This window comes from Edaphobacter sp. FHG110511_03, from assembly GCF_059115365.1.
In genome coordinates, this window is the sequence record NZ_JBZYWL010000004.1 from 743,385 (window position 1) to 762,061 (window position 18,677).

Genomic DNA, 18,677 nt, shown 5'->3' on the forward strand with positions numbered 1-18,677 from the left:
ATGCTGGGGTTCCTGACCTCCGTCAGACCCGAGAAGATTTAACAGCGTAGCCCGCCTCGCCCCGACGAATCACAGATAGTTGGGGAGCCAATAAGGGGTGCGAATCCGGCAGGAGGGGCGTCTCGCGGTGCTCTAGCGTCGAGCGGGCGCAGTCCATCACTAGCTGGCGAAAGATTCGGATTGACGGCGATTCGTTGCATTCGATCGACGCCAAACCGAGCTGGATCGGAGCCAACGGTTCGGCGAAGGGGAGTGCCACCACATGAGGAAATGTGAACGTTGCCATCGAGGATGTCGTAACAACAACGCCCTCCCCCGCAGCCGCATACGCCAGCTGCACTGAGCAGGACTGCGGCGACTCAACGATCTTTGGGATTATGCCATAGGGCGCTAAAAGATCGTGGAGAAACGCTTGGTGAAACCGGCAGTCCTTCAGCCGTGATGCGATTACGTACCAGGCTGTGACCGAATGCCGGGGACCGTTTACCGTGGCAATTCCTGTGCCTGCACCGGTAATCTCACGAATGAGCGACTGAAGCTGATCATCATCAACCGGCTGGGCGTGATTATGAATCAGCGGACTGATGTGGGAGCGTACCTGGAAGCGACGAAGTTCACGGGCACGCCGTAGCTAATGCGATCGCGTTGGGGTTCAGGTTCCAACCTAAATCCAACTCCGGTCTCCTAAAAAGCCTGCCGGATCGGCGTGAAAAAGAGGAGAAGTCGAAGGAAAGGAACTATAACCACAATTCATGAGCCATGGTTGTGCATCAGAGCCATCCTTAATGGGCGCGTTCTAAATGAAAAACCCGGCGCGAAGGCAGGGTAGTGGAAATCGCAGGTAACGATGAAAAACACTTTGTGACTTACGAGGCCGGTTCCAGTTGTAAGTAGGCGTGCCTAAGGATCGCCGCGGAGGCTTCCAAGGCTTTCTGTTCGGCTGCGTTGAGACGTAGCTCCAGGATGGACTCGGCGCCACGACTCCCTACGATGCAGGGGGTACTGAGGGAGACTTCGTTAAGGCCATACTGGCCCGTCATGAGGGTGGAGACGAGAAGGACGGAACGCTCGTCACGCAGAATGGCTTCACAGATTCGCTTGACGCATGCAGCAATCGCGAAACAGGTATTGCCTTTGAGCGCAGCTACCTCGGGGCCAGCTCGACGAACGCTGGTGAGGATCTCTTCCTGTGAGGGGAGGGCGTCTGCACCGGGATATTGGGCCAGGGGGATGCCAGCCACCTGTGCTGCGCTCCATGCCGCGACGGAGGAGTCACCGTGTTCTCCGATCACGGCGGCGTGGACGGAGCGTGGATCTACATTGAGTTTTTCGCCGAGGATGTACCTTAGGCGTTCGGTGTCGAGGAGAGTACCGGAGCCGATGACCTGACCGGCGGGTAGTCCTGACTCTTTCTGGGCGATGAAGGTGAGGACATCGACGGGGTTGGTGGCGATGATAACCACACCGTCGAAGCCTTCGGCCATGAGCTTCTGGATGCAGCTTCGTACGATAACGACATTGCCTGCGAGCATGTCGAGACGCGATCCACTGAACTTCGCTGGTGTGCCCACGGTAAGGATGGCGATGGAACTGGATCCAGCGTCCTTGTAGGTTCCGGCAAAGATGTCGACGGGTGTGCCGAGAGGAACAGATTGCTGGAGGTCCATAGCTTCGCCATGGACAAGATCGTCCGTGTGGCCGATGAGGACGATCTCGCGGGCGAGGTGATTTTGCAGGATGGCGTAGGCGCAGCAGGTTCCAACGTGTCCGCAGCCGATGATCGAGATGCGTGTGCGGTGAGAGGACATGGCGATATCCGTTGAGTGCCTTTTCTGGGACTGAGATAGGATCAGAGCCCCAGTAACAGAGAAATCATACCCGAGGTTTCGGGGTCTTACTGTTTCAATTCGACTTCGTTGGCGGTCAGCAGGGAAGTGGTTTCGTTGCATTAAGCTGGTTCTTCCTCCAGGGAAACAAAACGATGGCGGGTGCAGGATGTTCTCTGCAACCGGCATCACTTTGTTCTGCTGTTAGCCGCAAATAGCGACATCTGCGTGTAAATTGCGGGAGCAGCGGCACGAAGGGAACAACTTTTGTTCTCTGTGGGATTTTCGAGAACAAAGGCGGTCTCTGTGCGGGCCTATGAGGTCGAAACCTCAACCATCATCATGATGCCTCTTGGCCAATTTTGGCCTAGACCGAGCGCGGAGACTCACAAACGCCGTCCTGCTGCAATAGTTCCTTCGCGAGGCTCGTAAAAAGATCCCCGGCTGAATCGGTGGGAGACAATCTTTCACTCGTGAACTTACCCTCCATGGCAAGCGCACAGTGCATCTTCTTACCCATAAGCCGACCACAAAGTTGGTTTTCGTGATCCGGGACCACTTGTGATGACGAACAGACTGTCAGACTTTATAGTCTCCAAGCTGCCTCCGTTCTCACCGAGAAGATTGTGAGCCTTGAATCCAGTGTTTTCTGAGCAACTCAGCGGTCAGAGGAATAGTGTTTGGAGATGGAAAAGGATCTCGCCTAACGGTGGCCTCCTGTTGCCTCAAAGAGTGTTCGATTCGGATTTGCTGTGGCGAAACAACAATTGGCCCTGTCGGTATAGCGCCTCCAAGAGCCAATACACTCCCCTTCGCAAGGGACTTCACCGGAGAGGCTCCTTTTTTAAGCCGTTGCTTTGTGCGAGTCCGAACGATAGTTCTCTTGTCCGCACTCTGATTCTCTGGTTCAGGCGGCAATACCGTGGCGGAAGGCACCATGGTAACTGCGGTCAAAGTTGTGTCGCGAATCTTGATAGAGTCCTCTATTAAGATTTCGGACTTCAGCTTTTGAACCGCAGGCTTAGGTGTCTTTCGGGGTACAAATTTGGGTCTGGAAGGTCGGTTTGCAGTGTCAGCGGCAAACCTGCCAGTCGCTTTGGACCGCAATTTTGCGGCTCGGCTTTGAATTACCGCCGATGCCTTTCTTTGAGTAGCCGGAAGATCGAGATTTGCCAGGAGTCGGCGCACCTCGATGAGGCGGTCAAGATACTCATCAATTAGTTTGATGATGTTGGGAAACTGCATTTAAGAATTAGTTTACCTTGATTCAACCGGCTTCAATTAAGCAGTTTAGCTGCACGGCATCAAATCTTGATGTGCAAGTGGGCTGCGGGGGAAACGCAGCAGGCTGGTGTTCGGTATGGGAAGATTAACTTTCTTGTCGCTATAGGAGACACTCAGGATTGTCGAAATTGTCTCGCTATAGCCCACCTTACCTGTTCTCCAAGCTTCGGTGTGCGATCTCCGATAGGCGCTAACTGTTTAGGCTGGCTCAAAGAGTCAGCCAAGCGTTTCGAGAAGTCGAGTTCACCAACATTGTGAGGTTGTTTCCGCTTCGGAGTCATAGCAGCACTGAGAAGGTCGCCGTCATCATTTGAACACTTCTCACGACGACCTCCCAGGTCCGCATTTTTGCTCAGTGTCGAAGGACTGCACAACGCCTCCCCGCGCATACAACCCTTCGCCATCTGCGGTAGGGAGCTTGGCTGCCTCGTAGTTGTCCGAAGACATATGCCAAACTTTCCATTCGAAGTTTGATGCTTGTCGGGATTGCGAGGACCATGTGAACGAGGTTGGACTGTGACCCCGCAGGATGTTGCATGGAACGCCGCGGCAATCTTCTGCTTGTCACTGCGTCTGTGGTAGCGACTGCACGTAGATTCGAGTGAAGAGGTCGTAACGTTTAAAGCGGATCTGAAGCCCTCTTTAGTCTTGACGAAATCCGTCGTGAAATAGCTAAGTCCAATAATAGTGTTTGAAAGGGGCTTCAGCAGCCTTCTCTGGAGAGAGGATTCCATCATCTCTAAGACCTCTGGAGGCATACTCAGGCGTGAAGAAATTCCTCATCCAGATCAAAGAACGTTGATTTTCGCTGATCATGAAAAGAACCTTATCACCGGCGCCGCAATACAGATAGAGTCCGTTCGTGTCGTCATGTTTCTCCTACGCTAACAGCCTACCTTTCTGGATGGTTATACCTTCAGTAGTTAGCCCAACCATTGTGCGGCTTGAAAAGGGCCAGGAAAAGAGTGAATGCAATTCCGAAGAGAATGACTAGAATCGTCCAATATCTGTCAAACCAATCCCCAAATCTATTTGACGGCTTCATCTCATCCTCCTTCAATTCGGATTTGCTATCAGCCCCCCGATGCGAAACCCTGCCTAGATAGAAGCTTGCCGGAAGACTCTGTTGTAGACCTCGTGGGCCAGGTCTACCGATTCCTCGATAGATTGAATCGTGGGAATCACCGCGCGTTAACTTGTTTCTGCCGCGCCAGTCGCATCCTTGCAATGAGACAGGCACCGAGGCAATGAGACAGGCACCGAGGCAATGAGACAGGCACCGAGGTAGACCATGTTCCGATTTAGTCTCGGCAGGTGGGCATCGGGGTTAGACATGAATTCGGTATAGGCGAAATAAAAGCGAAAACCATCTACCAGCGATATGATCGACCGTTTTCAATATTTCGTTCGCATGGTTTTTCTTTCTGGAGATCCACGTGCAACGCAAACAGGATTTTCTGTGTTTCGTCATCGCACGTTGGAGTTGCTCAACGAGTTGTTGTGATTGAAACGTATGAGACGCTTGCAGATCGCTGTTGGCGACCGCCAATTGCGCGCATAGCTTTTCCAGTTCGAGGCAGGGGGGAATAGACATATCGGCCATCCAGTTCGTGCGTGAATAACGCTTAGGGGCCTGGCAAAGTCACTCCGGGGAATTTACTCCTCCGACCATTGCCTGATCAAACAAATTCCAATCGTAAAAGGGATGTAGCTGCGAAGCGTCGCAGTCGGCTCGGTGACACTCATGTGTGCAGAAGACAGGGTGCCATCTTCGCTCGTTAAGAAATGGGGACAGAGTTCACACCCATAAATCATGCAGAGATTCTCTGTGACAACGTTGATTTCCTCAATTTCCATCGCCACCTCTCTATGTTTTGGTTGATTTCAGTTATGCCTTAGCTTCCATCCGGATGAATCTGGTACCGCAGCTTTCGCAATGAGAAGAAAAGACAAGAAGCCAAGCTGCCGACAAGCGGACTTTCGAGGAACTGGGCTAAGATCACGTATCCACGCCGCCTTTGCTCACGCTTTCATGGAGGAAGTTTAACCATCCCCTCTTCGGACCCTTTCTCGCCGGAATCCTTCGTCCCGCCGTCTCAAGGCCATATTGCATCTCATTATCTAAGCTTGGCACTCTTATTGACGTAGATTTGGCAGCCCGTTCGACATCCACGACCCCATGCTTATCCAGCGACCTCTCCTCGCACTCACTGTTATCCTCATCATCGCTACTCTCCCCGCGCAAACCACCTTCCCCGACGGCCGCCTCGACCCGACGCGCAACTCCATCACAACAGCCCAGCCGCTCCGCACCCCCCTCCTGAGCAATACCTCTGGACCTCCGGCGACCTGACTGCCTTGCGCCGCGACCGCAGCAGCTTTCCCACGAGTCAGCCTCAGCTCCGCACCGACCCCCACTTCTTTCGCGCCCGCTTCAAGCTCATAAACATCCCCGCCGTCGCGACCCTATACATCGCCGGTCCTCGAGAAGCCCACGTCTATCTCAATGGGCATCTCCTCCTCGACTTCTCCAGCAACATTGACGCGCCCATCAACTTCCGCGTCTTCCACGCCGACGCGACCCAGGCGCTCCAGATCGGTGACAACACCCTCGCCATCGAGGCCATCCGCGGCCGCGGAGTCGCCAGCGAGGGCGGCTCCATCGTCACCCGGCAGCTAGCATACGGCGAAGTCCTCGCTGCCAAGATCGTCCCCGCAGCCTACGGCGTCGATGCACCCACCCTCATCCTCACCGACGAAAACTGGCGCTCAACCGCGGCACGTACTGAGCGGTGGCAGGAACCCACCTTCAACGACCGTGACTGGCCCCTGGCCGCATCCCTAGGCTCCATCGAAGGCAATGCCGATCTCTTCCAATGGAACGCCGACGCCGGCATGTACGCCTGGCCCGGATACACGGGCATGTCCGAGCCGCTCCGCACATACGAGCTCAAGCCCCAGGCCGTCACTCACATCTATGCCGGGCGCTCGCGCCTCACCAACCTCGACGCCCTTACTCGCCTGTCCTCCTCACCCTTCACCGTCACCTTGCCCAGTGTCGTCGCCGATGCAGATGTCCCATCTCTCCTGCTCGACTTCGGCCGCGAGGTCGCCGGGCGCCTCCTCGTCGAATCCGCCTGCGACTGCATCGCCACCCTCTCCATCGCCTACGGTGAATCCGAGATCGAAGCCATGAGCACCGGCTACACTCCCGGCCGCCGCGGCGGCAACTATCTCGGCACCAACCTCCTCGAAGTTCCCGCGCACGGCACAGCCCGAGGTCCCAAGTCCGGCTTTCGGTACGTCCGAATCTCCTTCCTCCGCGGAGCCCTGATCACACCCTTCAAGTCCATTCGCCTCGAGGGCATCTACTACCCCGTCACTTACGCCGGACACTTCCAGTCCTCTGATCCCCTGCTCAACCGCATCTGGGAGACCGGAGCCTATACCGCCCACCTTTGCATGCAGGACGGAATCTGGGACGCCGTCAAACGCGATCGAGGACGCTGGGCTGGCGACCTCGACGTCGCCGGCCGCGTCATCTCCACCGTCTTCGCCGACCGCCGCCTCATCGAGGAGACCCTTCGTCTTCTGGTGCCCGAGGGCACCGGCCCAGCCCCTCCCATTAACGGCATACCCGGCTACTCCGCTCAATGGATCGTTGGCCTCTACAATCTCTACCTCCACACCACCGACAAGGACTTTCTCGCCTCGCAGCGCGACAACCTCCTCCGCGTCCTCGCTGGCATGGACACCACAGTCGATGCCAACGGTCTCCTCGCCAACACCCAACAGGCATGGCTCTTCGTCGACTGGGCCCCCAACCTCAACACCAACACACCTGAAACCCGCATCGGAACCCAGCTGCAGTACGTCCGGGCCTATACCGCCGCAGCCCGCCTATTCACCTGGCTGGGCGACAACGGGAACAGCACGAAGTACGACACCCACGCCCGCGCCGCCCTTACAGCGGCCCAGGCAACATTCCGCGATCCCGATACCGGCACCTACGGCACAACCTGGCAGCTCAACTCTCTCGCCGCACTCGCGATACCCGACCCCGACAAAACCGCTATCTGGACTAACGTCCTCTCCCACGTCAAACAGGACAGCCCCGCCGACCAAATCATTAGCCCATACTTCAACGCCTATGTCATTGACGCAATGGTCTCACTCGGTCATCGCCGCGAGGCCCTCGACTGGATACGCCAGTACTGGGGAGGCATGCTCGCTGAAGGCGCAACCTCCTTTTGGGAGGCCTACGATCTCCGCTGGCCCAAGACCGAGCCGCACCTCTCCCTGCAGGCCGACAATACCGCAGGCTACTTCGTCTCCCTTGCCCACGGTTGGTCCTCTGGCCCCACCGCCTGGCTCACCGAGAATGTCCTCGGCGTCACCCCCCGCGACCCCGGCTACGGCAACGTAGATATTCACCCCGACCTGTTCGATCTCGCCTGGGCCTACGGCACCGTGCCCACCCCGCACGGCCTCATTAAGATCAACCTCGACAAGCAGCGAGGAATCATCCTCGATCTCCCCCGCGGAGTCGGCAAAGCCTCCGTCACCTTTACCCCGTCCAACCGCGACGCCGACGTCTATCTCAATGGCCGCCTTGCCGACTGCGGAAAGTGCTTCAAGAACGAGCCCGCCGAATCCACGCGAGTCCTTGAACTCCCCGGCGCGGGCCACTACCAGATCACAACCGCCACCGTACCTTCAGCCACGAAGCCGCCTGCGAAAAACAAAGTTATCTCAAAAGCGCTCTTCGAAGTTGCGGGCTAGCGACTCTCATGACCGGTGCTGTGTATCAGCTCGTGGAAAAGCGTGGCATTAATAGTGCGCAGTATCGACGAAGCGGAAGCGAGCCAGAAGCTGAATGGAGTCAGAGCTCGGCGGCGAGGTTTGATCGCGTGATTTTGTGTGAGCAAAATTATGGGGAGACTCCTTGCGCTGCGCGAGGGCACAGCCCTCTGGAAGGTCTGGTTACCGGCCACCGTGCGTGCCAGCGCACTTCACAATACGCCTTTGTCTAAGGGAAGGTACGATAGAGGTGGGAGCCGAACATTGATGTCCACAATAAATTCCGGAGCACCTCGCAGTCATGCATATACGGATCCGGGCGCCCCACAGCTTCCAGAGCCAACCTACGCCGAACGAGTGCGAACTCTAATCTCTCTTGGGACCATCGCGACCCTATCGACGGTATCTCGAAAGCGGCCAGGGTACCCATTTGGGTCTCTCATGCCTTACGCCATTGACGGAAGAGGACGGCCGGTCTTTCTAATAAGCAACGTGGCGATGCATACACAGAATCTTCAGGAAGATCCGCGCTCCAGTCTGTTTGTGGGGCAAGCTGGCGACGGTGACCCGCTCGGCACCGCACGAGCGACTCTAGTCGGCGATGTCCTTCCTGTAACCGAGGATGAGAATGCCGCAGTTCGCGAAAGCTATCTTTCGAAGTATGAGAACAGCCGGTCCTGGGTCGACTTCAAGGATTTTGGCTTTTTTCGATTGGAGCCTCTCGACATCTATTATGTTGGAGGCTTCGGAGTGATGGGCTGGGTGACGGCGGACGACTATCGGACTGCGAAAGTCGATCCTCTCGCGGAGGCCGCTCCAAGGATTCTGAGCCATATGAATGCGGACCACGCCCCCGCGATGATCCTACTGGCCAAAGTTCACTCAAGTCTCGAAGCCAGTGAAGCTACCATGACCGCAGTAGACCGCCTCGGGTTTCACCTTCGATTGAAGACAGCGGACGGGACGAAGGGCACACGAATCAACTTTCTCCGCGAAGTCCAAAGCGCAGATGAAACGCGCAAGGTGCTTGTCGATATGGTTCGGGCGGCTCAGGCCAATAAGCCATAAGGGAACAACCCCTTCGGGCAAGACTGCCGGGGCATTCCATAAAAGAAAGTGGGAAAAGATTCAATCACATCACAATCCAGCGCACCACTTGATACACTCCAAACCGTGATCCGCTTCCATCGAAACCTTTTCTCCGCGACGTGTGCCGCCGTGTTTCTTCTCCCGGCTGCTGCCCAGCAGCCGCACGCCGACGCCATCTTTTTTCACGGAGACATTCTCACCGGAGCCCATCTTCGCGAGGACGATACTGCCAAGACCCCAGCCCGCGTTACCGCCATCGCGATAGAGCAGGGCAAAGTCATCGCCGTCGGCAGCGATGCCGACATCCTGAAGCTCAAAACCTCCTCGACCCAGATCATCGACCTGGCCGGCGCCTTCGCCATGCCGGGTTTCAACGATGCCCACACTCACATGGCCAACGCCGGAAAGAAGGAGCTCGCTGTCGATCTCGACGGAGCCAATACCCCGGCCGAGGCACAAGGCCGCATCAAGACCTACGCGGCGACTCTCAAATCTCGCCTCTGGATTCAAGGTGGTGGATGGGACCACACTCGCTGGCCCGATAAGAGGCTGCCGACCAAGGCCGACCTTGACGCCGTCACCGGCGACCACCCCTGTGTCCTCTTCCGCGTCGATGAGCACATCGTCGTGGCCAACTCCGCCGCGCTCGCCATGGCCGGTATCACCTCCACCACTAAAGATCCTGTCGGCGGCAAGATCGACCGCGACGAGGAGGGCAATCCCACCGGTATCGTCCGTGAGCGGCCCGCGTACTCTCTCATTCTCGCCAGAGTTCCTCCGCCGTCCATGGAAGAGCGTCGTAAAGCAATGGAGATCGCCATTCAGGATGCGCTCTCGCACGGTGTCACCTCCGTGCAGGACCTCTCCGACTGGGAGGACTTTCTCGCCCTCGAAGAGCTGGAGCATACCCACAAACTGAAGCTCCGCGTGAGCGAGTGGATGGACTTCAGCCTTTCCTTGCCCGTACTCGAGCAGCGTCGCGCCAGCCATTCGTCCAATGACGAGCTACTGCACCTTGGTTTCCTGAAGGCCTATATGGATGGCTCCCTCGGTTCACGCACTGCGGCCATGGAAGATCCCTACGCCGACGATCCGAGCAACTCCGGCCTGCCTCGTTATGATCAGGACAAACTGAACCAAATGTCTGTTGAGCGCGCCCGTGCCGGGTTCCAGCTTGGCTTCCATGCGATCGGTGACCGCGCCAACGAGATGGCCCTGGACGCCTTCGCCGCAGCCGAGCAGGTCGGTATTCCCGCAAACCATCCCGCACCGCCTGCGCATCCCGACGCCGCCATCGTCACCACGAACTCGAAGGATTTCACGCCCGCCGATCTGCGTCTGCGCGTGGAGCACGCACAGGTTCTGGAGCCGCTGGATTTCGACCGCTACGCCAAGCTCGGAGTCATCGCGTCCGTGCAGCCCAGCCACCTGCTCACCGATATGAGTTGGGCAGGAGCACGCCTTGGCCCAGAGCGATCGAAATACGCCTACGCCTGGAGGTCCTTTCTCGATCATGGCGTCACGCTCGCCTTCGGCACGGACTACCCTGTCGAACCGATTAATCCCTTCCGCGGACTCTACGCCGCCATCACCCGTAAGAACGAAGCGGGAACCGCCCTCTTTGAGCCGCAGGAGCGCATCGGCCTGAACGAGGCGCTCTATGCCTATACTCAGGCTGCTGCTTTCGCGGAGTTCCGTGAGAAGATTCGCGGACGCCTGGAACCCGGCTTCCTTGGAGATATGGTCGTGCTCGACCGTGACATCACCAAGGCCAGCCCGGAAGATATGCTTCACACTAAAGTCCTCCGCACCGTTGTTGGTGGAGAGATCGTATATCAGGCAGGTCCTGGCAAGTAGATGCATCTGAGGCGGAGCCTGGTCTTTTGCGACCCGCGTCAAAATCCACGGTTTATGAGGCCCTTCAAAAGGCCTCATGATCCGTGTCACAAACAAACAGATTCAGACATGAGTCTCGATTTTTCTTCCGCATGGTTAGTGGATCCTTCAATTGGGGGGTGAGGTCGTCGAAAATGATGCAGCCACCAGGGAATATCATTGGATGGCTGGCAACCTCCTCAAATACGCCGGTCCGCTTCAGTGGAGCGATCTTCCAATCGACTCCCACGAACTCATCGCCCTCTCCGCTCCGCGGCCTCTGTTCATCGGAGGCAGAGCCTCCAACAGCGATGGCTGGGCTGACTCCGAGGACATGTTCATGGCCGCTGCCGCGGCCAGCCTGTCTATCGTTTGCTTGGTAAACGTGGCCTCGACACAACTGTTTTCCGCCTATAGAAACCCCGCTCATCGCAGGCGATAACCTTCGTCAGCATGTCGGTGGGCACACACAGGCTCCCAATTGGCCGACGTTCATCACTTTCGACAGCCGTTATTTGAAGTATCGGAAATGACGTCAGACGGCCTCAACCTTTCGCACATGGTGCTTAGAAGAGAAAATCACATTTCGATATAGCCACGTCGGATCGCAGTGACTACGGCATCTGTAAAGGTTGCTTGCGTCGAGCAGCTTCTAAATGCAGGAAGTGGAAGTCGGAAATCCAGCCCTAGTTTTCGCGAGCAAGTTATCGGTTTCTTTGCATCAACAAATCGAGACGCAAGGGACCGGTTCAGTGAATAATTCTTCTTGTGAAGACAAAACCGTACTCACCCATAAGCCGCCGCAATCTGATACTGGGAGCAACGTCCGCCGCGTCACTCGCCGCTATTCCTCTCTCCGCGCAAGCTCGGAAGGAGTCTTTGCCGTTCATAGATCTTCGTGACACTCCGGAATCTATAACGGCCTATATGGGACCGAGCTCCTCACGTCAGTTGCTTCATTCCGGAAACGGATGGAGTTCTGGCGACATAGTCGTTTCCACGGAGAATGAGCAAACGAGAACTGTCGTATCGGTCACTTCACCGACTCTTGCACTCACTCATCTGCGACTGCGTTGGCGCGCATCCCATCCCGAGGACATTTTGGTAATGGGTGATGCATGGGAACGCTCTTATGGTGATCTGGGATGGCGTAACGTCATTCCCGAGCGCCCATTGCCTTGGTACTCCGCTATTTATCGAAACGAGACAACTCATTGTTATGGAGTCCAGACCGGAGCCGCCAGCCTTGCCTTCTGGCAGGTCGACTCCACGGGAATTACCCTTTGGCTTGACGTCCGGAATGGCGGGAATGGTGTGGTCCTAGGAGCGCGTACTCTCAAGGCGGCAACACTGGTCGCTCGTCATGGAGATCGCGGTGAGTCCATCCACAAAGCCTTGTCTTCATTCTGCCGCACCATGTGCCCATCGCCACGCCTGCCCAAAGCAACCGTCTACGGATCCAACGACTGGTACTACGCATACGGTAAAAACACCGCAGAAGGCATTCTTCAGGATGCGGAGCTCGTAGTTTCTCTTGCTCCCGCCGAGGGCTCGAGGCCGTTCACGATCGTCGACGACGGTTGGCAGAACAAGCAGACGTTTCCCGACATGGCAGAGCTTGCAATGCAGATTCGCTCGAAAGGCGCACGCCCAGGATTGTGGATTCGTCCGCTACAGGCGCATGAGGGCGCAAATCTCAAACTGCTTCTTCCCGAGTCTCGCTATGGACGACGCCAGGATCGTTTCAAAGATCTCGCCTTTGATCCCACTATTCCAGAAGCCCTTGAAGCAGCGCTCAACACTATGCGAAATGCTGTGCGGTGGGGCAATGATCTAGTGAAACATGACTTCTCCACATACGAACTCTTCGGAGAGTGGGGGAGCGAGATGGGACCATCAATCACAACGAGCGGCTGGCATTTCAACGATCGCTCGCAGACGAACGCCGAGATTGTGCTCAATCTGTATCGCGCTCTACGCGAGGCTGCGGGCGAGCAGACCGTCGTCATTGGTTGCAACACTATCGGGCATCTCGCGGCGGGTTTGTTCGAAGCTAATCGCACGGGAGATGACGTGAGCGGCAGAGTCTGGGAGCGTACGCGTCGCATGGGTGTCAATACGTTAGCGTTTCGCCTTCCACAGAACCGCGCCTTCTTTATGGTTGATGCCGACTGCGTACCTATCACCAAAACTATCGAATGGCAGAAGACCCGTATGTGGCTTGACGCTGTGGCACGCAGCGGAACCGCGCTAATTGTCTCGGCTGAACATGGCGCTGTCGGTATTGAGCAACGGGAAGCCCTTCGTGAAGCTTTCGCTACAGCTGCAGCGCCCCCTACCGCTTCTGCCGACGACATTCTTTTCACCAATACCCCGCAACACTGGACATTTCAGCAGGGTAGCCACATAAAGAAGGTGAACTATAGATGGGACGAGAACGGCGCATCACCATTCTCGATTTAGGACATATTAGAGAGACTTATTTTCACTGGTTGACGATTGGCATATCTCCGATGCGACACCACAATCCTCGATTTAACACGGTCGCATTCGAAAAGAACGTCCTGTACGCCTACGGAAACAAGGGGCGAAATTTCTATGTGCGCTAGGCTGATCAAATCTTGATGGTTTGGTCCGCAAGAATCTGACTGTCTACGAAGACCTAACGGCACCCTACCATCGAGTCGTTAAATGCGACGAATACGTCAGCCGTTTGCTCCACTAACCATGAAAATCGGAAGTAATCGGTTTGGGCAAAATCTCGGTGCCGGACAGGGCAAGAGACAACAGCTTGCCTTAGAGGTCTTGTTCTAGAAGCCTTTCATTTCTCGTAGCTGATGTTTCGACCATGGACTCGTCGAGAGCTTGCTTTTCGATTACGTCCTGAAATCCCCCGCATCGAGAGGGAAGGTCAACGAGGGAAGGTCAACGGGAACTGGTTCGCGGTCATTTCATTGGTCGCTCTAGAGAGGCTCTCATAGAGCTTTTGCACACGAATCGCGTGGTAGCTGTTTATATGGTAGTCAATGTGAAGGGGAACAATAAGGGAACATTCTAAAATGATCGTTTCAATAGTTTAGCGACAGGAGGAAGGAAGTGATCTTGAGTCGACGAGATGGTATCGAACCGACGCGGCCTCTTCAGGGCCGCCTTCCAATTAATCTAAGCGGTTCGGAATCAATGTATGTGACTGAGGGAGCGAAGCTTAGATCGCGTTCGATCTATTGATTCTAAAATGGTGGCCAGGGTGTTTACGCTAGCGATGGAGCGGGCGAGCCATACCTAGTATTCTGATCAAGCGGCCATGCTTTATCCCACAAATAACCTCAGGATCAAATCCAGCAAACTCGTTCTTCCTCCAATTTTCCTTGAGGAGGAGATGCCTGTCACAGAGAACGCTTCGAGCACTGTCTTCGAAGCACGTCGTCAGATCGTCGACATCCTGAACGGGTCAGACGACCGCCTGATCGTCGTTGTCGGACCCTGCTCCATCCACGATCCGATTGCTGCCAGGGAATATGCGGGATTGCTGAGGGAGGCGGTTGCGGAGCTTTGCAGCGATCTTCTGATCGTGATGCGTGTGTATTTCGAGAAGCCGCGTACCACGATTGGCTGGAAGGGGTTGATCAACGATCCTTACTTCGACGAATCTTTCCGCATCAGTGACGGCTTGCGCATTGCACGCCGCCTGCTTCTCGATCTGGCGGAGATGGGCGTTCCCTGCGGTACCGAGTATCTCGACATGATCTCGCCGCAATACGTCTCCGACCTTGTAAGCTGGGGAGCCATCGGCGCGCGAACGACCGAGAGCCAGGTCCACCGCCAGCTTGCGTCAGGACTCTCCTGTCCGGTCGGCTTCAAGAACGGAACCTCCGGCAACGTACAGATTGCGATTGAAGCCATTCTCTCGGCAATCTATCCGCATACCTTCCTCGGGACTTCGGAGACGGGGCAATCGGCCATCCTTCTCACATCAGGTAATCCAGACTGCCACGTCATCCTGCGCGGTGGCCGGCAGGTGACGAATTTCGACGCAGCCTCGGTCGCTTCAACCGTCGAGCAGATGGAAAAGACGGGCGTCAAACCACGCATCATGATCGACTGCAGCCACTCGAACAGCGGAAAAGACCACCGCAAGCAGGGTGCAGTATGTCGCGCTGTGTCAGAGCAGATCGCGGGTGGGGAACGTCGCATCACGGGTGCCATGATCGAAAGCAATCTCGTTGCAGGATGCCAGACTCTCGTAAGCGGCAAGACCCTTACTTATGGACAAAGCATCACCGACGCCTGCATCGACTGGTCCGAGACACATACACTCCTCCGTGAACTCGCCACAGCCGTCCAAAAGCGGCGCACTCATCTTCGCGGCGAGCGAGTTTAGTCCTGAGAAGCCTTCAGCTCCAATTTTGGAGCCGTGTTGACGGCGTCAGCTGCAGCGGTTCATCGTAGACGCGCGGTGTACGGTGTACTCACGTAGTAGACCCTCGGACTACCGGCCCGTTCGCGAACGCCTCCATCAACGCCGATGGGATGGCGAAGTTCAGCATTAATAATTTTTGAGTCGAGTACTCTCGTCGGATTGTCCACCGCCAAGGGGTTGACAGCGTTTCAAATCGGCCTTCAATATGTGACAACGATGGATCATCGTATAAAAGGAGTCCTTTTATGACTGAAACGACATCCGCTGAGGCGTCGGGTGATGGTGCGCGCGGATCTCAGGCGAACACAGGTAACAAACTACAGGCGAAGAGTGTTCTAACGAAGATCGCAGCGCTTGTTGCAGATCGAAATATCCCTTTCCTTGTTTGCAGCATTGGAATGATCGTGATGTTGCTCTGGGCAGGCAAGTTCAAAATGACAGCACCCGGAGCAGAGGGCATAATTCCGCTCGTCAGCAACAGTCCACTTACCAGTTGGCAGTTCAAGGTCTTCGGGCCATATATTCTGGGGGATATGATCGGGGCCACTGAATGGACAGCAGCAATCCTACTGATCATTGGCTACTTTAAGCCTAAAGCAGGCATTCTGGGCGGGATCATTCTAGTCGGCATGTTCTTCACCACAAGCAGCATGTTGATCACGACTCCGGATGGCACCATCGTGGTTCACGGCATCCATTACATGAACAATCTCGGCCTGTTTCTCTTCAAGGACATTATCTCTTTAGGAGTTGCGTTCTATCTGATCAGCTATTATGGCCGAAAAGCGATCATGGCTGAAAATCAGAGATGATGGGTCTGCGGGAAATGCTAACGGACTTTCGAAGATATATTGCGTTTGCCGAGCTGACTGCTTTATGCGTGCGCGATTCTGTGAAATATGCGGCCAATTTGTTCGAACCTGGCGTATTTCCGACAAACCGAAACATTCGACCTCAATTGACGACTTCACGCTAGTGCAACCTCTTGCAGAATAGGCAACGACAAACGCGCTTCTCGGAAGCGATCTCGCGAGTCGATACGAGCCGACTTATCGTTCCTGCGTGTGCGATTCTCCTTGTTCGTCACTCGACCTGGCCAAGTCGCCCGGGATTCTATGCGCAAAGAGGCGCTTGTACTCGAAGAACATAGCGGTGCGCCAGGCGACGATCATTCCGAAGGCAAGAATGAAGAACAAGCCGGCGGTCTGTTGCACGGAGATGATCTTGCCGACGTAGTCGCGCGCCAGGTAGCGGACGGCGAATAGGATGAGCACAACCATGAAGAAAACCTTGGATCGGTGCATCATGACGGTGTCCCGCTCGAGGACGAGTCGCGAGGTGCGGATAAGAGGGTAGGAAAGCATTACGGCGCCGATGAGGAAGGCTCCGAGCGCCCAGGCGAGAGGAACGCGGAAACCCGACACAACAAACATCGAGAAACCAGTGGCCATGCCTAAGGGCGGAAAGACGATGGTTTTGGGCGTGACCTGCCGGCTCCCCTCGCGAATCCGCCACACAAACACACCTAAGAGGCCCAGTAAAGCAACAACCGCCGAATAACCTGTAGGGAATAACATCACTTCCATTTTAGCGGTGTGCCGCGGCCAACGATAGTGATGCAGGCGAAAACGAGATGGGAACTTCGTTTAGCGGTCGGTAGAAATAAGCGACTTCCAGGTACTTATCCGAAATCAGTGAAGGCACCGCGGAGCACTCTCGCTCAGATTGAAATGTCCGTGTCGCCGACAATACGTCCGCTAAGCAGTCAATGAGCGCTAAACCCTGTTCTCATAAGCTGAGAACCAAACTTGCCGAAGCCGACTTCGCAGGCACTACGAATTCGCGCTACGCGCTGAACCGGTTTGTGAGGAACACGATTCAGATGCGTGTGTTATGGCGACTCTTGTCTGGTAACGAAGGCAGACCAGACCTAGACGCGTTGCCGAGATGGGCCGAGATGGGAGATCGGTTCGACACCAGTTGGGCCGCCAGCAGCGCGTGTTCCTCATGTTGATCGAGAGGTCTGTAGTTCTGCGCCACGTCCATCGCCAGGCGGTAATATTCTCTTCCCCGGGAGGCAATGCAGTCATAACTGGATGCCCCAGCGTCCAGCGCAACCCCAGCGAAGCTTCGTCAGGGAAAGCTGCAGGCTGGTATCAGCATTTTGTCTCGGGATGGTTCTGCTTCTGGTCGGCAGATCATACCGTCTTTGCCAACACCTTCAATGCCAGGATTCCCATGCCCTTTTCTTGTGCACGTTTCAGAATCTGCCGGCCGAAGTTCGCCTGCGTGAAGAGCACAAAGATTACCGGGAAAAGCACAGTGTCAAAGTTGTAGCGGTCCATCGCCGACAACGCCGTCTTCGCCGAGTGCACTGAGAAGCCGATGTAGCGAATCTTACCTTACTCTCCATTAAGCAAGCATTGCTACAAACTTGATTTCAATTAGCTGATTACGGAACGCCAGGCGAGGAGTCACTAGAATGGTGCTAGCAACTTGTGGAATCGCTATGCCATATGCCTCTCTACGTACAGGGCCAGCGACTGCAAGTGCTTGATCCATATCTGTAACATATAGAACTTCTTCAACAACGTTGTTGAGTGTCGCTCCGAATTGAGCCAGAACCTTTTTTGCGTTCACGTAAGCATGCTGCATCTGGACCTTCATGTTTGAATGGTCGGCAATGTGTCCAGAATCATCGAGCGGGGCCGGCCCGACGATATTTCCCTCTTCATCGTGGCTCAGCTGTCCTGAGATAAAGATAATCTGGCCGACCTTGACTCCCTGCACATATCCGTATTGTTTCTCCGCCAGCAGCCCAAACGATTTAGTCTCTTTCAAAAGCTCCATTCGTTGTGTCCTCCTTCGATTCTTATCGTGATGTTTAAATCACTCCAAGTCTCGTGATTCTTGCGGATAGGCCCATCGGCTGGAAACGTGCTCGATCGAGGAGTTTGGCATGCTAGTCGTCGTGGTTCCAGCCGCCATTGTCAATGCCTTCCGTGGAGGCATCCTGGCTGTCATTGACGAGGGTGTCAATCGAATCGTTTTCCGATTCGATCATCTCTTGGCGAGCGTCAGCGTCGCTGTAAGCGTCGCTACGAAATTCTTCCTCTTCTACCAATTCATCTTCAGAACGTTCGCTGTCATTGCTTACCCGTCCGTAACCGGCTTCGCGGGCTATGATCGCTTCAATTCCTCTATCCATTAGCTTCACCTCTTAACTTGAGCTTTGATCTGTCGTTCTTTATCGCATATTAGCAACTACTGAAGCTTCAGAACCCGGTACAAAGATGATTCATCCAGATACCTCGTCACACTATCGTCCCACAATACTGCAAGTAAACATCGTTTCACCGTTGCCACGAAAACCTTAGTTTAAA

14 protein-coding genes are annotated in these 18,677 nt (G+C 55.4%); 9 read left to right on the top strand and 5 right to left on the bottom strand.

Features of this window, described 5'->3' with window-relative positions; genetic code table 11:
• The first annotated feature begins 469 nt into the window (after window positions 1-469).
• Complete coding sequence (locus AC5S26_RS19740; RefSeq protein WP_494186640.1) at window positions 470-631, top strand: hypothetical protein; 162 nt, start codon at window positions 470-472, stop codon at window positions 629-631.
• A 235-nt stretch (window positions 632-866) separates the two neighbouring features.
• Here the strand turns inward: AC5S26_RS19740 and AC5S26_RS19745 are convergent, their stop codons facing one another.
• Window positions 867-1,808: an L-lactate dehydrogenase gene (locus AC5S26_RS19745; protein WP_494186641.1), complete on the bottom strand. Its 942-nt coding sequence runs from the start codon at window positions 1,806-1,808 to the stop codon at window positions 867-869.
• 3,481 nt (window positions 1,809-5,289) lie between these two features.
• On the opposite strand from AC5S26_RS19745, the gene AC5S26_RS19750 reads away from it, so the two are divergent.
• The 8 genes from AC5S26_RS19750 (at window position 5,290) to AC5S26_RS19785 (ending at window position 16,106) form a co-directional block, all read left to right on the top strand.
• The gene (locus AC5S26_RS19750) at window positions 5,290-5,463 is read left to right on the top strand and encodes a hypothetical protein (RefSeq protein ID WP_494186642.1); all 174 of its coding nucleotides are present in this window, start codon (window positions 5,290-5,292) and stop codon (window positions 5,461-5,463) included.
• A gap of 5 nt (window positions 5,464-5,468) precedes the next feature.
• Window positions 5,469-7,892 (top strand): alpha-L-rhamnosidase-related protein, encoded by a 2,424-nt coding sequence (locus AC5S26_RS19755; RefSeq protein WP_494186643.1) that lies wholly within the window; start codon window positions 5,469-5,471, stop codon window positions 7,890-7,892.
• Window positions 7,893-8,177: 285 nt separating this feature from the next.
• The gene (locus tag AC5S26_RS19760) at window positions 8,178-8,978 is read left to right on the top strand and encodes a HugZ family pyridoxamine 5'-phosphate oxidase (RefSeq protein ID WP_494186644.1); all 801 of its coding nucleotides are present in this window, start codon (window positions 8,178-8,180) and stop codon (window positions 8,976-8,978) included.
• Between the two features lie 150 nt (window positions 8,979-9,128).
• Window positions 9,129-10,856 (top strand): amidohydrolase, encoded by a 1,728-nt coding sequence (locus AC5S26_RS19765; RefSeq protein ID WP_494186645.1) that lies wholly within the window; start codon window positions 9,129-9,131, stop codon window positions 10,854-10,856.
• 202 nt (window positions 10,857-11,058) lie between these two features.
• Window positions 11,059-11,316, top strand: a complete 258-nt coding sequence (locus AC5S26_RS19770) for a hypothetical protein (protein WP_494186646.1) — start codon at window positions 11,059-11,061, stop codon at window positions 11,314-11,316.
• A gap of 665 nt (window positions 11,317-11,981) precedes the next feature.
• The gene (locus AC5S26_RS19775; protein ID WP_494186647.1) at window positions 11,982-13,337 is read left to right on the top strand and encodes an alpha-amylase family protein; all 1,356 of its coding nucleotides are present in this window, start codon (window positions 11,982-11,984) and stop codon (window positions 13,335-13,337) included.
• A gap of 841 nt (window positions 13,338-14,178) precedes the next feature.
• A complete protein-coding gene (locus AC5S26_RS19780) occupies window positions 14,179-15,255 on the top strand; it encodes a 3-deoxy-7-phosphoheptulonate synthase (RefSeq protein WP_494186648.1) in 1,077 nt (358 codons plus the stop codon).
• 284 nt (window positions 15,256-15,539) lie between these two features.
• Window positions 15,540-16,106: a DUF417 family protein gene (locus AC5S26_RS19785; RefSeq protein WP_494186649.1), complete on the top strand. Its 567-nt coding sequence runs from the start codon at window positions 15,540-15,542 to the stop codon at window positions 16,104-16,106.
• A 237-nt stretch (window positions 16,107-16,343) separates the two neighbouring features.
• On the opposite strand, the gene AC5S26_RS19790 is transcribed toward AC5S26_RS19785, so the two are convergent.
• The 4 genes from AC5S26_RS19790 to AC5S26_RS19805 form a co-directional block, all read right to left on the bottom strand.
• Window positions 16,344-16,871 (bottom strand): CcdC family protein, encoded by a 528-nt coding sequence (locus AC5S26_RS19790; protein ID WP_494186650.1) that lies wholly within the window; start codon window positions 16,869-16,871, stop codon window positions 16,344-16,346.
• Between the two features lie 621 nt (window positions 16,872-17,492).
• Window positions 17,493-17,669 carry a hypothetical protein gene (locus AC5S26_RS19795; RefSeq protein ID WP_494186651.1) on the bottom strand — a complete coding sequence of 59 codons (177 nt, stop codon included), beginning with the start codon at window positions 17,667-17,669 and terminating at the stop codon, window positions 17,493-17,495.
• 37 nt (window positions 17,670-17,706) lie between these two features.
• A complete protein-coding gene (locus AC5S26_RS19800; protein WP_494186652.1) occupies window positions 17,707-18,144 on the bottom strand; it encodes a RidA family protein in 438 nt (145 codons plus the stop codon).
• A gap of 112 nt (window positions 18,145-18,256) precedes the next feature.
• A complete protein-coding gene (locus AC5S26_RS19805; RefSeq protein WP_494186653.1) occupies window positions 18,257-18,502 on the bottom strand; it encodes a hypothetical protein in 246 nt (81 codons plus the stop codon).
• Between the last annotated feature and the right edge of the window lie 175 nt (window positions 18,503-18,677).